The sequence below is a fragment of the Campylobacter sp. RM19072 genome (genome assembly GCF_024723485.1).
Taxonomy (GTDB): Bacteria; Campylobacterota; Campylobacteria; order Campylobacterales; family Campylobacteraceae; genus Campylobacter; species Campylobacter porcelli.
The window spans coordinates 23,572-40,169 of sequence record NZ_JANQCU010000004.1 but is presented as its reverse complement, the minus strand read 5'-3'; the positions used below and the strand labels follow the sequence as shown (position 1 = coordinate 40,169).

The 16,598-nt window shown below is 34.2% G+C and carries 11 protein-coding genes and 1 pseudogene; 5 read left to right on the top strand and 7 right to left on the bottom strand.

Going from position 1 to position 16,598, the window contains the following annotated elements; genetic code table 11:
* The first annotated feature begins 48 nt into the window (after positions 1-48).
* Together CSUIS19072_RS03510 and CSUIS19072_RS03505 are read left to right on the top strand one after the other, a co-directional pair.
* Entirely contained in the window at positions 49-1,971 is a 1,923-nt protein-coding gene (locus CSUIS19072_RS03510) for a site-specific DNA-methyltransferase (RefSeq protein ID WP_086293331.1), read from the top strand.
* A complete protein-coding gene (locus CSUIS19072_RS03505; protein ID WP_337212026.1) occupies positions 1,964-4,549 on the top strand; it encodes a DEAD/DEAH box helicase family protein in 2,586 nt (861 codons plus the stop codon). Before CSUIS19072_RS03510 ends, CSUIS19072_RS03505 begins: the two co-directional genes overlap by 8 nt.
* A gap of 347 nt (positions 4,550-4,896) precedes the next feature.
* Here the strand turns inward: CSUIS19072_RS03505 and CSUIS19072_RS03500 are convergent, their stop codons facing one another.
* The 3 genes and pseudogenes from CSUIS19072_RS03500 to CSUIS19072_RS03490 form a co-directional block, all read right to left on the bottom strand.
* A complete protein-coding gene (locus CSUIS19072_RS03500) occupies positions 4,897-5,616 on the bottom strand; it encodes a fumarate reductase iron-sulfur subunit (protein ID WP_086237283.1) in 720 nt (239 codons plus the stop codon).
* On the bottom strand, positions 5,609-7,597 hold the full coding sequence (locus tag CSUIS19072_RS03495; protein WP_086237221.1) for a fumarate reductase flavoprotein subunit: 1,989 nt from the start codon (positions 7,595-7,597) through the stop codon (positions 5,609-5,611). Before CSUIS19072_RS03495 ends, CSUIS19072_RS03500 begins: the two co-directional genes overlap by 8 nt.
* Positions 7,598-7,617: 20 nt before the next feature.
* Positions 7,618-8,331, bottom strand: a pseudogene (locus tag CSUIS19072_RS03490) (fumarate reductase cytochrome b subunit); the annotation flags it as partial.
* Positions 8,332-8,586: 255 nt separating this feature from the next.
* Here CSUIS19072_RS03490 and cfrA point away from each other — a divergent pair.
* The gene (cfrA, locus tag CSUIS19072_RS03485; RefSeq protein WP_086237219.1) at positions 8,587-10,662 is read left to right on the top strand and encodes a TonB-dependent ferric enterobactin receptor CfrA; all 2,076 of its coding nucleotides are present in this window, start codon (positions 8,587-8,589) and stop codon (positions 10,660-10,662) included.
* A 16-nt stretch (positions 10,663-10,678) separates the two neighbouring features.
* On the opposite strand, the gene ybeY is transcribed toward cfrA, so the two are convergent.
* From ybeY to aspS, 4 genes are read right to left on the bottom strand one after another with little or no spacing between them, the layout of a single operon-like run.
* Entirely contained in the window at positions 10,679-11,086 is a 408-nt protein-coding gene (gene ybeY, locus CSUIS19072_RS03480; RefSeq protein ID WP_086237218.1) for an rRNA maturation RNase YbeY, read from the bottom strand.
* Positions 11,087-11,143: 57 nt separating this feature from the next.
* The gene (gene ppa / locus CSUIS19072_RS03475) at positions 11,144-11,662 is read right to left on the bottom strand and encodes an inorganic diphosphatase (RefSeq protein WP_086237217.1); all 519 of its coding nucleotides are present in this window, start codon (positions 11,660-11,662) and stop codon (positions 11,144-11,146) included.
* Positions 11,663-11,665: 3 nt separating this feature from the next.
* Positions 11,666-12,241, bottom strand: coding sequence for an adenylate kinase (locus CSUIS19072_RS03470; protein ID WP_086293327.1), 576 nt, complete (start codon positions 12,239-12,241; stop codon positions 11,666-11,668).
* Positions 12,241-14,037 (bottom strand): aspartate--tRNA ligase, encoded by a 1,797-nt coding sequence (gene aspS / locus CSUIS19072_RS03465; RefSeq protein WP_086293325.1) that lies wholly within the window; start codon positions 14,035-14,037, stop codon positions 12,241-12,243. Before aspS ends, CSUIS19072_RS03470 begins: the two co-directional genes overlap by 1 nt.
* 159 nt (positions 14,038-14,196) lie before the next feature.
* Between aspS and CSUIS19072_RS03460 the strand changes: the two genes are divergently transcribed.
* Positions 14,197-15,054 (top strand): NAD(+) kinase, encoded by an 858-nt coding sequence (locus tag CSUIS19072_RS03460; RefSeq protein ID WP_086293323.1) that lies wholly within the window; start codon positions 14,197-14,199, stop codon positions 15,052-15,054.
* Positions 15,051-16,571: an AAA family ATPase gene (locus tag CSUIS19072_RS03455; RefSeq protein WP_086293321.1), complete on the top strand. Its 1,521-nt coding sequence runs from the start codon at positions 15,051-15,053 to the stop codon at positions 16,569-16,571. Before CSUIS19072_RS03460 ends, CSUIS19072_RS03455 begins: the two co-directional genes overlap by 4 nt.
* Positions 16,572-16,598: the final 27 nt, after the last annotated feature.

The window sequence follows — 16,598 nt, the reverse complement described above, 5'->3', positions numbered from 1 at the left end:
ATTTAAATAGACAATACAAATTAAATAGACAATACAAAAAGGAAAACAATGGAAAACCACCTAATAAACGATATTAAAGAGCATTTTAGCACTCTTATAACTGCTAGAAGTCTAGCAGTGAGTAATGATAAGAGAATTCTAGAATTCCTACTAGAAAAATCGCAGTATAAAGATGAGTATAAAGAGAGATTTTTTGAAAATCTTTGTGGAGCAATGATTTTTAAAAAAGATGATTTTTTAAATTTTTTAGATTTGAGATTGCTTAGTGCTAGTTATACAAGTTTTTCAAATAAAATTGGTCTTGGGGTAGCAGAGAAAAAATTTCTTAAAAATAGCCAAGATATCGTGCTAAATTTTCCTTTTAAAGATTGTGTATTAAAAGGCGGACAAAGCAAAGATGAGGATAAAAGCACGGAGCTATTTTTTAATAATATCTTAGCTAAGAGTGAGATTGATGTGTTATTTAGCCCAAAAGTGTTAAATAACTTTGAGCTTATAGGGGGGGGGCAGAACGATACTTTAGAAAATGTGCTTAAAAACAAGCCAAATTTACTTATAAAAGGTAACAATCTAATCGCCCTTCACACTCTAAAAGAGTATTTTCGCCACCAAAGCGAACAAAACAAAGTCAAACTAATCTACATAGATCCACCTTATAATCCAAATTCCGCCGCAAATACTTTTTCATACAATAATAATTTTAACCACTCCACTTGGCTTACCTTTATGAAAAACCGCCTTGAAATCGCAAAGGAATTTTTAAGAGATGACGGAATTTTTTGTGTAGCAATAGACCATAACGAATTGTTTTATTTAGGTGTTCTTTGTGATGAAATTTTCGGTAGAGATAATAGAATAGGTTTAGTTAGCGTAGAAACAAATCCAGGCGGTAGAAGTGATTCTAAATTTTTGGCAACTTCAAATGAATTTTTTATTGCTTATGCAAAAAATATAGAAAAAGCAACAATTAATGACTTAAGATTAAGTGATGATGAGCTTAAACAATATAAGTTAAAAGATGAAATCTCTAATTATAAGCTTGTCCCATTAAAAAGAACAGGTAGCAACTCCACGCCAGATAAAAGACCAAATTTGTGCTTTCCAATTTATTACGATAAAACAAATAAAAAAATCTCTCTAGAAAAGAAAGATGGATTAGTAGAAATTTTACCAATTGGTAGTGATAATATAATGCGAGTATGGAGGTGGGGAAAAGAAAAAATAATGAAACAATTAAATGATTTAGAAGTAAAAGAAAACAAAGGTGTTTTCACTATTAGTGTAAAAGATAGAATCAAGTTTTTAAAAAAAGCAAAAACACAATGGAGTAATCCACGATACGATGCTTCATCATACGGAACTAAATATTTAGATAAATTTAAATTACTAGATACATTTAGCTATCCAAAATCCATTGGCTTAATGGAGGATATTATAGAATTATTCACCAATAAAGGTGATTTAATTTTGGATTATCATGCTGGAAGTGGAACAACACTCGAAGCTGCGCACAAAATGAATCGCCGTTATATAGGTATCGAACAAATGGACTATATTAAAAGCATTACAAAAGAGAGATTAAAAAAGGTAATTGAGGGCGAGCAAGGTGGGATTAGCAAAGCTGTAAGCTGGAGTGGCGGTGGAAATTTGATTTACTGCGAATTAGCTAGTTTAAATGCCAAATTTATAGAAAAAATAGAAAATTCAAGCGATGAAAATGAGCTAAATCAAATTTATGAAAATTTACAAAAAATAGCTTTTATTGATTATAGAGTGGATATAAAAAATGATTTAAAAGATGATGAATTTTCAAATTTAGATTTTATAAATAAAAAGAGAATTCTCAAAAAATGCTTAGATAGAAATATGGATTATATCCCTTATGCTGATATAGATGATGGAGAGTATAAAATAGATGAGCAAACTAGAATTCTAAATGGCATTTTCTACAAAGGTGGCAATGATGAGTAAGCTATATGAAGAAATAATCGCCGAATTTGGCAAAAAGCCTTTAAGGGATATGGAAATTCCTATACATATAACGCAAAATCTAAGCAAAGAGCTAAGAGAGTATCAAGTAGATGCTATAAAATACTATCTAGCAAATAAAGAGACATTAAAGAAAAATCATCTAATGTTTAATATGGCTACAGGTAGTGGCAAAACGCTTGTAATGGCAGCTTTAATGCTTGAGTGCTATAAAAGTGGGTATAGGAATTTTATATTTTTTGTAAATAGCACGGCGATTTTAGAAAAGACAAAAGCGAATTTTTGCGATATTTTCTCATCTAAATATCTCTTTGCTAATGAGATAAACATTGATGGCAAAAGAGTGGAGATAAAAGCAGTTAGTAGTTTTACTCAAAGCGATGAAAATGCTATAAATATATATTTTAGCACTATTCAAGGGCTTTTTTCTTTGTTTAAAGAAGAAAAAGAGAACTCGCTAACGCTTGAAGATTTACAAAATCATAAGATAGTATTTTTAGCAGATGAAGCTCACCACTTAAATAGCGAAACCAAAAAGAGTTTAAACAAAAGCGAACAAGATGATAAAGAGGGTTGGGAGAGCATTATAAATAAAGCTTTTAATAGCCATGCAGATAATCTAATGCTTGAATTTAGTGCTACTATACCAAATGACAAAAAAGTCTTAGCAAAATATGAAGATAAGATTGTCTATGAGTATGCTTTAAGAAAGTTTTGCTTAGATGGATACTCAAAGAGAATTTTTCTAGTCAAATATGATGATACAGAGCTAAAAGCAAGATTTTTAGGGGCTTGTTTGCTTAGTGTCTATAGAGAAGTTTTAGCAAGGGAAAATGATATAGAGCTAAAGCCAGTAGTGCTATTTAAAAGCGAAAGTATAAATCTCTCAAAAGAAAATCAGAATTTATTTAATGAGATACTTCAAGAGTTAAATGGTGATGATATAAGTGAATTTTATAATAATATAGATGATGGCGATGAGCTATTTAAATATAGCTTGGAGTTTTTTAAACAAAATTATAATGAGAGCTTTGCTGAGATCTTGGCTAATCATATAAAAATAGCTTTTAAAGACATTTATCAGCTAAACGCAAACGATAATAAAGAAGCAGAAGACTATCAAATAAAGCTAAATACACTTGAAGATAAAGAAAATGTAATAAGAGTAATTTTTGCGGTAGATAAGCTAAATGAGGGCTGGGATGTGCTAAATCTATTTGATATAGTAAGGCTTAGCTCAGCAGTAGCTAAAAATACAGCAAAAACAACTACAAAAGAAGCTCAGTTAATAGGTCGTGGTGCTAGATATTTTCCATTTGGCTGTGGAGATGAAAAATATAAGCGCAAATATGATAAGGGGATTTCAAACGAGCTTACAATGCTAGAACGACTTAGCTACCACGCTTTAAATGATGTGGAGTATATAGAAAATATAAGAAAGGAATTAAGAGAGCAAGGGCTAGTTTTGGGTGAAAAAAGTGGGATTTTGGAGCTAAAGCCTAGTAAAAAAGCAAAAGAAATCACCAGTAAAAATGATATTTATTATGTGAGTAATGAGAAAATTGTGCATGGTAGCCAGACGCTTTTTGATTTTGATATGGTAAAAATGGGCTTAGGGGATATAGAAATACCATATATCGCTCAAGATATAAGCAATAATGAAGAAAAGTTTGATAATAGCCAAGAGATAAAAGATGAGCGCTCTCAAAAAGTTTTTGAAGTGGGCGAAAAAATCGAGTATAAAATATTTGCTAAGGCTATGAATATTTTAGAAATTGATATGGAAAAAATTAAAATTTATGATAAAAATTTAAATAGCAAGAGAGAATTTTACGATAAAGCTCTTTCTAATCTACGGCTAAATTTTAATAAAAAACAAGATTTTAGCAAGGCTACAACTAGGCTTGAAATCGCAAAATACATTTTAAATAATTATAAAGAATTGATAAATAAAACGAGCAAAAAATTTGAAATTAGTGATTTTAAAGTCCAAAAATTAGTTGGTATCGGTAGTAGAAAAATCATTAAAAATATAGAATATAATGATGATAAGATAGTATTTAAAGAGGTGGAAAATAGCCCTTATGAGTGGCTTTATTATGATAAATTTTCTACCGATAGCGGTTTAGAAAAAGAGTTTTTAGATTTTATAGAGGAAAATAAAGAGATAATTGATAGGAAATTTAGCGAGTGGATAATTATGCGAAATGAGGGTTTTAGTGAGTTTAAAATTTATGATAATAGAAAAGTGGCGACTTATGGCGAGGGTTTTGAGCCAGATTTTATATTTTTTGGTAAGCCAAAAGAAGGGGCGGATTTAGGTTATTTATCAGTGGAAATGATAATAGAAAGCAAGGGAGCGGGATTTTATCTAAAGGATGAGTGGAAAGAAGATTTGATTTTAGATGAGAGTATTTTAAATAAAAAAGTATTTACATGCACTAGCAGCAAAAACATAGATGAAAAAATCGAATTTAATCTATATGCCTTGCCGTTTTTCTTTGGTAAAAATGAAGCAAATAGCCAAGAATTCAAAAAGCAATTTTATGAATTTTTTTAAATTGAGATATTAAATTTAATTAAAAATATTTATATTTTATTTAATTATTATAGGGGGCAATGAATATAAATAAAAAATAGTAATTTTAGTTGTAGCTACTATATTTTTGTATTGCTAATAACTCAAACACAAAAATAAAAATAGATAAAATTACTGATAAAATGAGTGATAAGGTTATTAAAAAGAGCTATCTAGATAGAGTTTCTTATAAGCTATTTGATTAATTTTATAAATAGACTTTTTTAGCCTATTTATCTCTCTATTTAAAAATCCTAGATAAATTACTTCAAGTTTAAATTTACTTTAAATGTAAGCTCCCTAAGAAGAAACTCTTAGGGAGTATATAATTATTTTATAGTAGCTAATTTGCGTCTCATATATGCGATTTTGCTTTGAAGTGGTAAATGTTTAGGGCAGTTATCCTCACAACCTAGTAAACTCATACAACCAAAGACGCCATTATCATCGCCTACAAGCTCATAGAAATCTTCATCGCTTCTATTATCTAGTGGATCAACCTTAAACCTAGCTACGCGGTTTAGACCTACAGCACCGATAAAATCAGGTCTCATAAGAGCCGTTCCGCAACTTGCTACACATATACCGCACTCGATACAACGATCAAGCTCAAAAGTCTCTTGAGCCGCATCTGGATCTACCTTCTCTTCAATCTTACTAATATCTGTAGTGTGATTTGAGTGTATCCAGCTCTCAACTCTTTTGCTCATATTATTCATCCAATTACCAGTATCAACGCTTAAATCTTTAAGCAGTTTAAAAGCTGGCATAGGCATAAGCTCTATAACGCCACTTGGATAGTCTTTTGTAAGAGTTCTACAAGCTAGTTGCGGGCGACCATTTACGATCATACCGCAGCTTCCGCAGATCCCCGCACGACATACAAAGTCAAAGCTAAGACCCGGATCAAATCTTTCGCGAATTTGATTTAATGCGATGAAAAGCGTCATTCCATCAGTTTCTTCTAGCTCATATTCAGCAAAGTGCGGTTTGCTAACCTTGCTTAGTGGATTATATTTAAATGCTCTAATTTTTATCTTTCTACTCATAGCCAATTCCTGCTCTTTCGTTTAATGCTTTATATTTTGGTTGAAGTTCATAGTGCATTAATGCATCTTGAATTTCATGTCTATTTTTGCCTTCAGCTTCTAGTTTTGCTCTAATGGCATCAACCTCTTCTTGGCGTTTAGCTGATAGTGGATTTTCTATGATATTGCCTTTAGCGCCATATCCACGAAATGCTGGTGGTATCTCCATTTTCATAATATCAAGCTCTTCATACTCTAAAGTTGGTAGAGTATCTCCTTCTTTCCAAAATGCTAAAGTTCTTTTACACCAGTTAAGGTCATCTCTTTTTGGATAATCCTCTCTATAGTGTGCGCCACGGCTCTCTGTTCTTTGAAGTGCGCCATAAGCTACACATAGAGCTAGTTTAAGCATTTTAGGCACACGATAAGCCTCTTCTAGCTCAGGGTTGCCAAATAGCTCTTTATTCTCTAGTTTGACATTTGTGCTCTCTTTATATAGCTCTTCTAGCTCTTTTACAGCTTTAGCTAAGCCATCGCCAGTTCTAAAGATAGCGACATGCTCCCACATTATATCTTTCATCTTATTTTTGATCTCAAATACATTGTATTTTCCATCTTTATTTATAAGTTCGTTTAGATAATCTTTGCTTTTATTGATAAAGCTCTCAACGGTTTTTGTTTGAATATCTATCTCATTATTGCTACAATACTCAGCAAAATAATCCCCGATAATCATACCGCTTACCACGGTTTCAGCGACGCTATTTCCACCAAGGCGGTTAAATCCGTGCATATCCCAGCACGCTGCTTCACCACAGCTAAATAGACCTTTTAGAGTTTGGCTCTCGCCAGTTGGTTTTACACGAATTCCGCCCATTGAGTAGTGTTGCATAGGAAGTATCGGAGCCCAGCCTTTTGGACCCTCATCAGCTGGATCTATGCCATTGAAAATTTTACAAATTTCTTGGACATCACGCAAGTTTTTCTCTATATGCTCTCTACCAAGAATGCTAATATCTAGCCAAACATGCTCACCATAAGGGCTTTTTACACCTTTACCATTTCTGATATGCTCCATTATACGGCGACTAACGACATCACGGCTAGCTAGCTCTTTTTTCTCTGGTTCATAATCAGGCATAAAGCGGTATCCATCAACATCACGAAGTATTCCGCCATCTCCACGACAACCTTCAGTTAGCAAAATTCCGCTTGGGACGATTGGAGTTGGGTGGAATTGGACTGCTTCCATATTGCCAAGTCTAGCAATACCAGTCTCAAGAGCGATCGCAGCACCAGTTCCTTCACAGATTACAGCATTTGTAGTGTGTTTGTAAATTCTACCATAGCCACCTGTTGCGATTAGTGTGCCTTTTGATACATAGGCTGAAATTTCGCCAGTTACTAAATCACGGACGATCGCACCATAACAGCGGTTATTCTCATGGATAAGAGCTATAGCCTCTTTTCTATCGTGAATTTCAACATCTCTTTTTAGGGCTTCATTTGCAACGCCAAATAGCATTGTGTGGCCTGTAGCATCGGCTGTAAAGCAAGTTCTCCATTTTTTAGTTCCACCAAAGTCACGGCTATGAATTAGACCATGAACCTCTTCTTTTTCATCAATTGTAGTTTTTTGAGCGTTGATGATAGCGCTTCTTTTGCCTTTTGTAATCCTAGTCCAAGGCACACCCCAACTAGCTAACTCACGAATAGCTTTTGGTGCTGTTTGGACAAACATTCTAGCAACTTCTTGATCACAACCCCAGTCGCTACCTTTTACAGTATCTGCAAAGTGAATATCCTCATTATCGCCTTCACTCATTTTTGAGTTACCAAGACTTGCTTGCATACCGCCTTGAGCAGCAGCAGAGTGGCTTCTTTTTATAGGACAAAGACTTAAAACTACAGTGCTAAGACCCTTATCAGCAGCAGCTACAGCAGCTCTTAGACCAGCTAGACCACCGCCTATTACTAATGCGTCATAATATTTTACCTTCATATATACTCCTAGTTCATAGCGATTTTAAGAAATGCCCCAAGGCTTAATAGTCCAAGAGCGATAAAGAATACGCTTAAAATCCATTTAGCTTTTTTAAGCTTTTTACGAGTTGCTTTAGCATCTTTACCTTCAAACCAACCCCATTTTACGCATAGTCTGTATAGACCGATGCTACCATGAAGTTCAACAGCAAAAAGCAATACTAAATAAAATAACCACATAAAATGGCTATAAACACGCTCAGCTGAACCAAGTGTGCCATCTGATAGCAATGCGATTTGATCTGAATTTGTGATTATGATGATTAGGTGCGCTGAACCAAGGAAAAACATAATAAACCCAGTACAAGCCTGAATCCACCAAAGTGTTGTATCTCCGTGTTTCATACGAGTAGCGTGAGCACGATAAATTTGCCATTGTCTAAAATTGATAGGCATTTTTCTCATACCAAGCGCAGCATGGACAAAAAAGATTACAAGCACACAGGCTGCTAAAAAGCTAGTAACATAGCTCATATTAGGGCTATCATACATAAATCTAAGCTCTAAGATATGCACCACTTGATTATAGACCTCTTCGCCAAATAAAATGGTAGATACAAATATCATATGTGCCCACATAAATATTCCTAGGAATAACCCAGTTCCACTCTGAATAAGATCGAGTTTTGCAGGAATTCTACTCTTCTTGCGATCCTCGCTTATACCAAGAAACCCTTCGATTTGCTTACTCATAAGCTCCCCTTACATTTTGAAATTTAAACGGATAATTTGTAATTATACATTAGCTAAACTTGATATAAAATTAAATTTATCCATTAAATTATAATTCTAAATTATCTATATTTTGGGCTTTTGAGACTATTTTTATTAACTATTATAATAATTTAGATTAATTAAATATTAAATTTTATTTTTTAGTAGATTTAAATTTATTTTAATAATTATTATCATATAATTACGGCATTAAATTTATTTCAAGGCGGTCTTATGAATAGAAAATATCTACTTTCTGTTGCGGCTATAGCATATTTATCTAATAGCGTTATAGCCGATGATAGCTATAGATTAGATCAGGTGGTAGTGAGTGCTTCTGGATTCTCTCAAGAGATACAAGAAGCACCAGCGACAATGAATGTCATTACCAAAAAAGAGCTAGAAAGAAAGCCGTATAGAGATGTGGCTGAGGCTATATCTGATATACCTGGAGTTGATCTTTATGCTTCAAAGGGTAAGAGTGGGGCGTATAATATAACTATGCGTGGTATTACTGGATATACCTTGGTTTTAGTAGATGGCAGACGCCAAGGGATTGGCGGAGAGATAGGACCTAATGGGTTTGGCGAGGTGATGAATGCGTTTTTACCACCACTTTCTAGTATTGAAAGAATTGAGGTTATTAAAGGACCTATGAGCACTTTATATGGTTCTGAAGCACTTGGTGGTGTGGTGAATATCATTACAAAGAAGGTTAGCGATGAGTGGGGCGTATCAGTAGGCTTTAACTCTATATTAAATCAAGATACCCAGTGGGGCAATACCTATGGATATAATATCTATGCTGATGGTCCAGTGATAGATAATAAATTGGGTGCTGTATTTAGATATGCTCAAAGCTATAGAGCCCAATCAGAGGTAACTCACCTAAATTCAAGAGGTCAAGAAGTTCCAGCCACGCAAGCTCAAAGTCCGACAAAGGCAAATAATTACAATGTTGGTGCGAGATTAAACTATTTGTATGATGAAGCTAATAGATTTACATTTGATATAGATTATGCTAAAAATCACTTTGATAATCGCAAAAGCCAAATAGGCACAGTAGGTGCGATTGGTGGGTATGAGCCGACTATGGATATAGATAAGCTTGTTACTTATCTAATTCATGAGGGGATTTATGATGGATTTAGCTTAAATTCAGGTATTCAATATAACCGCGTAGGTAATGATAGTAGATTAGTAGTGGCTAATAATCCATATAAGGGGCAAAATAGGGATATTTTGGCTCAAGATTATATAGTTGATACTAAGGCTGTGGTGCCAGTGGGTCAAAGCCATATTTTAAGCGTGGGGGCTGAGTATAAGCTAGAAAAAATGCAAGATAAGATAGCAAGTCCAAGTAGATTTAGTCAATATACCATAGCTGCGTTTGGGGAAGATGAGTATTCTATATTGAATAATTTGCGATTAACCTTAGGTGCTAGATATAATCATCATGAGACATTTGGTAATAATCTATCCCCAAGGGCGTATCTAGTTTATAATCTAAATGATAATTTAACCTTTAAAGGCGGGGTATCAACGGGATTTAAAGCACCATATGTCAATAAGCTAATAGCTGGTGAGTATAACTATAGCGGTCAAGGAAGGATACCAGTATATGGTAATCCAAATTTAACTGAAGAGACATCTATTAATTATGAATTAGGTGCAGGATATAGAGATAGTGTATTTAACGCTTCAATTACTGGATTTGTAACTGAATTTAAAGATAAAATATCATCAGTAAGATATAATAGTGGAGATAATATACCTAGCATAGGGGTTTGTAATAGCTCATTTACTAGATGTATACAAGCTATAAATCATGGAAAGGTGGAGTATAAAGGTCTAGAAGTAAGTGCTGGAGTAATGGCTACTGATAAATTAAATTTAAATCTATCCTATACATTCTTAGATAGCAAGATAAAAGATAGTAGTAGCACAACATCAATTGGCAAACCAGAAAATGGCTCATTAAAGCATAATATCGTAGCTAAAGCTGATTATAATATTAATCGCACCTTTACTCCTTGGGTAAAAGGCGAGTGGCAAATAGATAGATATATGGGTGATACTAATATAAATAGAGAGTATTACAAAGATATATTCTTAGCTTCTATTGGTATAGCTATGGAGATCAATAAAAATTGGAATTTAAACGCTGCTATATATAATCTATTTGATAAAGATTTTACAGACTCTTATGAGACATACTCTAGTAGTAGCGGCGCCTTAACCTATGTAAATACATATAATAGGATAGAAGAAGGTAGAAGGCTATATCTATCATTAAATGGTAGATTTTAAAGAGTAGGGCTAGTCCCTACTCATCTAGTGTCCGCACTATTAGGCTATCTGGTAGATTAAATTCGTTTATAATTTCTATCTCTTTTCTTCTCATTTGTCCATCATCATTTTCATGATCATATCCTAATATATGTAGCAAACCATGAGTAAATAGTAGAGCTATTTCATCATCTATACTATGACCTAATTCGCTAGCTTTAGATAGTGCTAGATCTGTATTTATCACGATTGAACCAATGGGAAAATGCGGAATATAGTGAAGTGGAAAGCTCAAAACATCTGTAGTTTTATCAATTTTACGCTCTTTTAAATTTATTTGGTGCATGGTTTTAGTATCTACTAGTAGTAGCTCTATATCCGCATTTGTGAGCTTTTGTGCGATGGTATCTAGAATTTGAGGATAGTTATCTTCGCAAATTATCATTAGTAGCCTTTTGTGGATTGTTTAGCAAGTGGGCGGAGAAAACTCTCCACCGCAAAATTATTTATAAGCTTTTATAGCTGCGTCTAAAATATCTTTAGCCTTATTAGCGTCTTCAAAGCCTTTGACTTTTACCCACTTATTTGGCTCTAGCATTTTGTAGGTTTCAAAGAAATTTTTAATCTTATCAAGTGTAGCTTTTGGTAGATCATCTATGCTTTTGATGCCTTCATATCTAGGGTCAATTTTGCTAACTGGCACAGCTAGTAGCTTCTCATCCATACCGCTTTCATCTTCCATTACTAATACACCAATTAAACGGCAAGGTATTACGCTACCAGCTTGAAGTGGATACTCATTAAGCACTAAAACATCAGCAGGATCGCCATCATCGGCTAAGGTTGATGGGATAAATCCGTAATTAGCTGGATAAAACATAGCTGAGTATAATACACGATCTACTACTACAGCACCGCTATCTTTGTCTATTTCGTATTTAATATTTGAGCCATAAGGGATCTCAATAACTGCGTTTAATTTATCTGGATTGCTACCAGCTTTGATTTTACTAATATCCATATTTTACTCCTTTATCATAGTATTTAATAAATTTGTCATATCGCTTACTATCTCTTCTATAGTGCGTTCGCCATTGATATTGCGAAGTAGTGATTTTGAGCTGTAAAAATCTCTAATCTCTTTAAGCGGAGCTAGATAAACCTTCATTCTATTATTAAAGACTTCATCATTATCATCAGCTCCCCTAGCTCTGCCTAATACCCTCTCTCTTGCTACTTGTTCGCTTACATCTACTTCTATAACGCCACTTAGCTTGACATCGCTACTATTTGATAGGACTTTGTCTAATTCCATCATTTGCTCTACACTTCTTGGATAGCCATCTATCAATATATAATCTGTATGACTAGATTTAATAGCTGAGATTATGGTATTTACCACTACATCTAGTGGTACTAGATTGCCTTTAGAGATGAAGCTATCTATCAAGCGACCAAGATCGCTACCACTAGCTACTTCAGCTCTTAAAAGATCGCCAGTAGAGTAGTGGCTAAATTTAGTATCATTTTTAGCAATTATACTAGCATCGGTTGTTTTGCCGCTGCCTGGAGCACCGATTATTAAAAATAGTTTTTTCATTACTTATCCTTTTCTCTTAATCTTAGTCCTAAATCTCTTAATTGATGAGTATCTACGCTACTTGGAGCCTGAGTCATTAGACATGAGGCTTTTTGAGTTTTAGGGAAGGCTATTACATCACGAATGCTTGATGAGCCAGTAGCTAACATAATTAACCTATCTAAGCCTATGGCAAATCCGCCATGAGCTGGCGCACCAAAGCTAAGAGCATCAAGTAAAAATCCGAATTTCTCTCTTTGCTCTTCTTCATCTATTTTAAGCAGTTTAAATACCTTTTGTTGAATATCGTTTTTGTGAATTCTAATACTTCCCCCACCAAGCTCAACGCCGTTTAATACAACATCATAAGCGATACTTGTGATATCTTCTAAATTTGGCTCATCTGGATTGTTTGGCATTGTAAATGGATGGTGCATAGCTGAGTAGCTACCATCATCGTTTTGCTCAAACATAGGAAAATCTACAACCCATAAAAATTCCAAAGCCTTCTCATCTATAATGCCAAGCTCACCAGCTAAGAAAATTCTAAATCGCCCCATATAGTCTAAAACTGTCTTTTTATCCCCAACACCAAAGAATACGACATCTCCGACTTTGAGTTTTGTGCGAGAAACTAGCTCTTTTAGTTCGCTTGGTTCAAAAAATTTAACTAGCGGACCTTTTAAGCTAATTCCATCAAAATCTACGCAGTTATCTTGTCCGGCTGTATCTTTTGGATCTTTTATTTGGATAAATGCTAAGCCTTTAGCCCCAAATTTACGCACAAATTCCTCAAATCTTTGCATTTGGCGTTTGCTAAATATATTATCTCCATTAGGCACTTTTATAGCTTTGGCTCTATTTTTGCGTGGATCCTTTGCTGGAGTGCTGAAAATTTCATTATTTGATTTAGCAAAAATATCAATCACATCAATCATAGCTAGATCAAATCTAAGATCTGGCTTATCGCTACCATAAAGCTCCATAGCGTCTTTATAACTCAATCTTTTAAATGGAATTTGGATATTATGCCCACAAGCTGCAAATATCTCTTTTAAAACCTCTTCGCCGACTTTCATCACATCTTCTTGATCGCAAAAGCTCATCTCTACATCGATTTGGGTAAATTCAGGCTGACGATCAGCTCTTAAATCCTCATCTCTAAAGCACCTTGCAATTTGAAAATACCTATCAAATCCAGCACACATTAGTAGCTGTTTAAATAGCTGAGGGCTTTGAGGCAAGGCGTAGAATTCGCCTGGATGAACGCGACTAGGCACTAGGTAGTCTCTAGCACCTTCAGGTGTAGCACGAGTTAGCATAGGGGTTTCAACCTCTAAAAATCCTAATCTATCAAGGGCATTTCTACACGCTATACTAGCCTTGGAGCGAAGTTGAAATTTGCTTAAATTATCTGGATTTCTTAAGTCTAAGAAGCGGTATTTAAGCCTAATATCTTCGCCAACATTGCTATCTGTAATGACAAAAGGTAGTGGCGCACTCTCATTTTCGATGATTAGCTCATCTATTACTACCTCAATTTCACCAGTTTTTAGCTTTGGATTAACCAAGCCTTCGCCTCTAGCTCTAATCTTTCCCTTAGCTCTTAATACATACTCATCTCTAACTTTTGAGGCGATTTCGTGGGCTGATTTACTATCTGCTGGATCGCATACAAGCTGTATAATTCCACTTCTATCACGCAAATCTATAAATATAACGCCTCCGTGGTCTCTGTATGAATTTACCCAACCACATAGATTAACATTTTTACCAATATCTTTTGCGTCTAAGTCGGTGCAGTAATGACTACGCATATTAATCCTTTCGTTTATAAAAAGCCGCCATTATACATTAAAATTTATAAAAATTTTATTAGAAATTTTGACTAGTAATTGGTTAAAGTTAAATTTAGGTTTTAAAATATAGTTTATATTTATGTTTTTTTGTGTAAAATTTGGATTACGGAGAGTGTAATGTCTAAAATTCATAAAAATCTAAATATTATAGCGATCACAACAAGGGATCCAATAGAGCAAAAAGACGCTCTAGTTAAGATTGTAAAGATTATAAAAAGTCGCTCAATTGATGTGATATTTGAGTCGCATGTGGCTAAAATAATTGGCGTAGATGGCTTTGAATTTAAAGATTTAATATCAAAAGCTAAGGTGATAATATCCCTTGGAGGAGATGGTAATTTCATAGCTACATGCAGACGAGTAGCACAAAGTGAAATTTATGTATATGGGGTTCATACTGGACATTTGGGCTTCTTGACAGATTCTACTTTGGATAAATTTGGGGAATTTTTGGATCAATTTTTAAGCGGAATTTATGATATTGAGCGTCCATATATGCTTAGGGCAAATTTCAATAAAAATGGCAAGATAACTACAAAATTAGCCTTTAATGATATTGTTTTAATGCGTAAAAAGATTGATACTACTTCTCATATTGATGCTTTTTTAAACTCAAAGCACTTTAACTCATACTTTGGCGATGGAGTGATAATCAGCTCTGCGATGGGCTCGACTGCTTATAATATGAGTGCTGGAGGGCCAATTATCCATCCTTTATGTGATGCTTATAGCGTTACGCCGATTTGTTCGCATAGTCTTACTCAAAGACCGCTTGTCTTGCCTAGAGAATTTAGATTGGAGTTTAGAAGTAATGATGATATAGTGGTTTTAATAGATGGTCAAGATAGATTGGATTTGATTGAATTTGATAGCGTGGATATTGGTGTGAGCGATATTAGAGTTAATCTGCTTAGGCATCAAGGGCGGGACTATTTTGGTGTTTTAAAAGAGAAATTAAGATGGGGTCAGCAGTGATAGAGAGAATTTATCTTAAGGATTATTTAAGTTTTGATGAATTAGAGCTTAAATTTGGCTCTGGGCTTAGCGTATTTACTGGTGTTAGTGGTGCGGGTAAAAGCGTTTTGATGGGGGCAATTTTAAGCGTTTTTGGCTATAAAGATAGCGATGCTAGGCTCATTGAAGCTGATGTAGAGTGTAAGCTTGGGCTTGATGAGTTTGGGATTGAAGAAGATAGTATAAACTGCTTTAAACTTCTAAAAGATAAGAGCACAAGATACTTTATAAATAACCAATCAATATCGAAAAAAAATCTAAATTTGATCGCTAATCGCCATTTAAAATATCTAAGTGCTAAGGATATTGAGGAGTTTGAAAATTCTAGATTGATTGGAATTTTAGATATTTTAGCTAGTAAAAAATCTAAAAATTATAGTGAAAATTTGGCTAAATTTAAGGAAAAATTTAATGAATTTTTAACTCTTAAAAAGGAGCTTGATAAGATAAATGAAGAGGAAAAAAAGATCGATGAGCTTAAAGAATTTGCTAAATTCGAGATAGAAAAGATCGAGCAGATAAATCCGAAAATAGGCGAATTTGATGAACTCAACTCTATAAAGAAGCGACTTAGCAAAAAAGATAAGATACAAGAGGCGTGGAGCAAGGCTGAGATGATATTTGCTTATGAAAAAGCAGTGATTGATGCTTTAAATATTAGCGATATTGATAGCGGGTTTTTTAGCGATGCTTTAAATGAGCTTAAAATTGCTAAAAGTAGCGTGGATTTTGATGAATTTGAAGGGCTTGATATAGAAGAGCTTTTAGATCGCATTGAGAGTTTAAATGGGTTGATTAAGCGGTATGGGAGTATAGAAGAGTGCCTAGAGATCTTACAAAAGAGAAAGGCCGAACTAGCTCATTATGAAAATATCGAGTTTCAAAAATCTGATTTGAGTATGAAATTTACTAGGCTTTTAAGCGAATTAGAAAATATCTCAAATACCATCACAAAAGAGCGAAGCAAGTCTGTAAAAGAGCTAGAAACTATGGTAAATGGATACTTAAAAGATCTATATATGGATAGGGTGGATATAAATTTAAATAGCAAAAATATGGATATAAATGGCGCTGATTTGGTAGATATAAATTTAAATAGCTCAAATTTAAAGACTCTAAGTAGCGGAGAGATAAACCGCTTAAGACTTGCATTTATCGCCAGTGAAGCTAAGATTAGCGGTCTTGGGGGCGGGGTTTTGATACTTGATGAGATAGATGCGAATTTAAGCGGGAAGGAGGCTATGAGTATAGCAAATGTGCTTATAGAACTATCAAATTTATATCAAATTTTTGCCATCTCTCATCAGCCACAGCTAAGCTCTAAGGCTCATCATCACTTCTTAGTCCAAAAAGACGCCAAAGGCTCTAGTGTAAAAGAGCTTAATATAGATGAAAGAGTGATGGAGTTATCTCGTATGATAAGTGGAGAGAGTATCACGCAAGAGGCTACTGAATTTGCTAAAAAGCTACTTATTTAATGAGCTTTAAAGTCAAATTTGAGTATA

Excerpts from the sequence above, each read along its gene's own strand:
- CSUIS19072_RS03510 (WP_086293331.1), top strand. The coding sequence starts at position 49 with ATGGAAAACCACCTAATAAACGATATTAAAGAGCATTTTAGCACTCTT.
- CSUIS19072_RS03505 (WP_337212026.1), top strand. The coding sequence starts at position 1,964 with ATGAGTAAGCTATATGAAGAAATAATCGCCGAATTTGGCAAAAAGCCT.
- CSUIS19072_RS03500 (WP_086237283.1), bottom strand. The coding sequence starts at position 5,616 with ATGAGTAGAAAGATAAAAATTAGAGCATTTAAATATAATCCACTAAGC.
- CSUIS19072_RS03495 (WP_086237221.1), bottom strand. The coding sequence starts at position 7,597 with ATGAAGGTAAAATATTATGACGCATTAGTAATAGGCGGTGGTCTAGCT.
- cfrA (WP_086237219.1), top strand. The coding sequence starts at position 8,587 with ATGAATAGAAAATATCTACTTTCTGTTGCGGCTATAGCATATTTATCT.
- ybeY (WP_086237218.1), bottom strand. The coding sequence starts at position 11,086 with ATGATAATTTGCGAAGATAACTATCCTCAAATTCTAGATACCATCGCA.
- ppa (WP_086237217.1), bottom strand. The coding sequence starts at position 11,662 with ATGGATATTAGTAAAATCAAAGCTGGTAGCAATCCAGATAAATTAAAC.
- CSUIS19072_RS03470 (WP_086293327.1), bottom strand. The coding sequence starts at position 12,241 with ATGAAAAAACTATTTTTAATAATCGGTGCTCCAGGCAGCGGCAAAACA.
- aspS (WP_086293325.1), bottom strand. The coding sequence starts at position 14,037 with ATGCGTAGTCATTACTGCACCGACTTAGACGCAAAAGATATTGGTAAA.
- CSUIS19072_RS03460 (WP_086293323.1), top strand. The coding sequence starts at position 14,197 with ATGTCTAAAATTCATAAAAATCTAAATATTATAGCGATCACAACAAGG.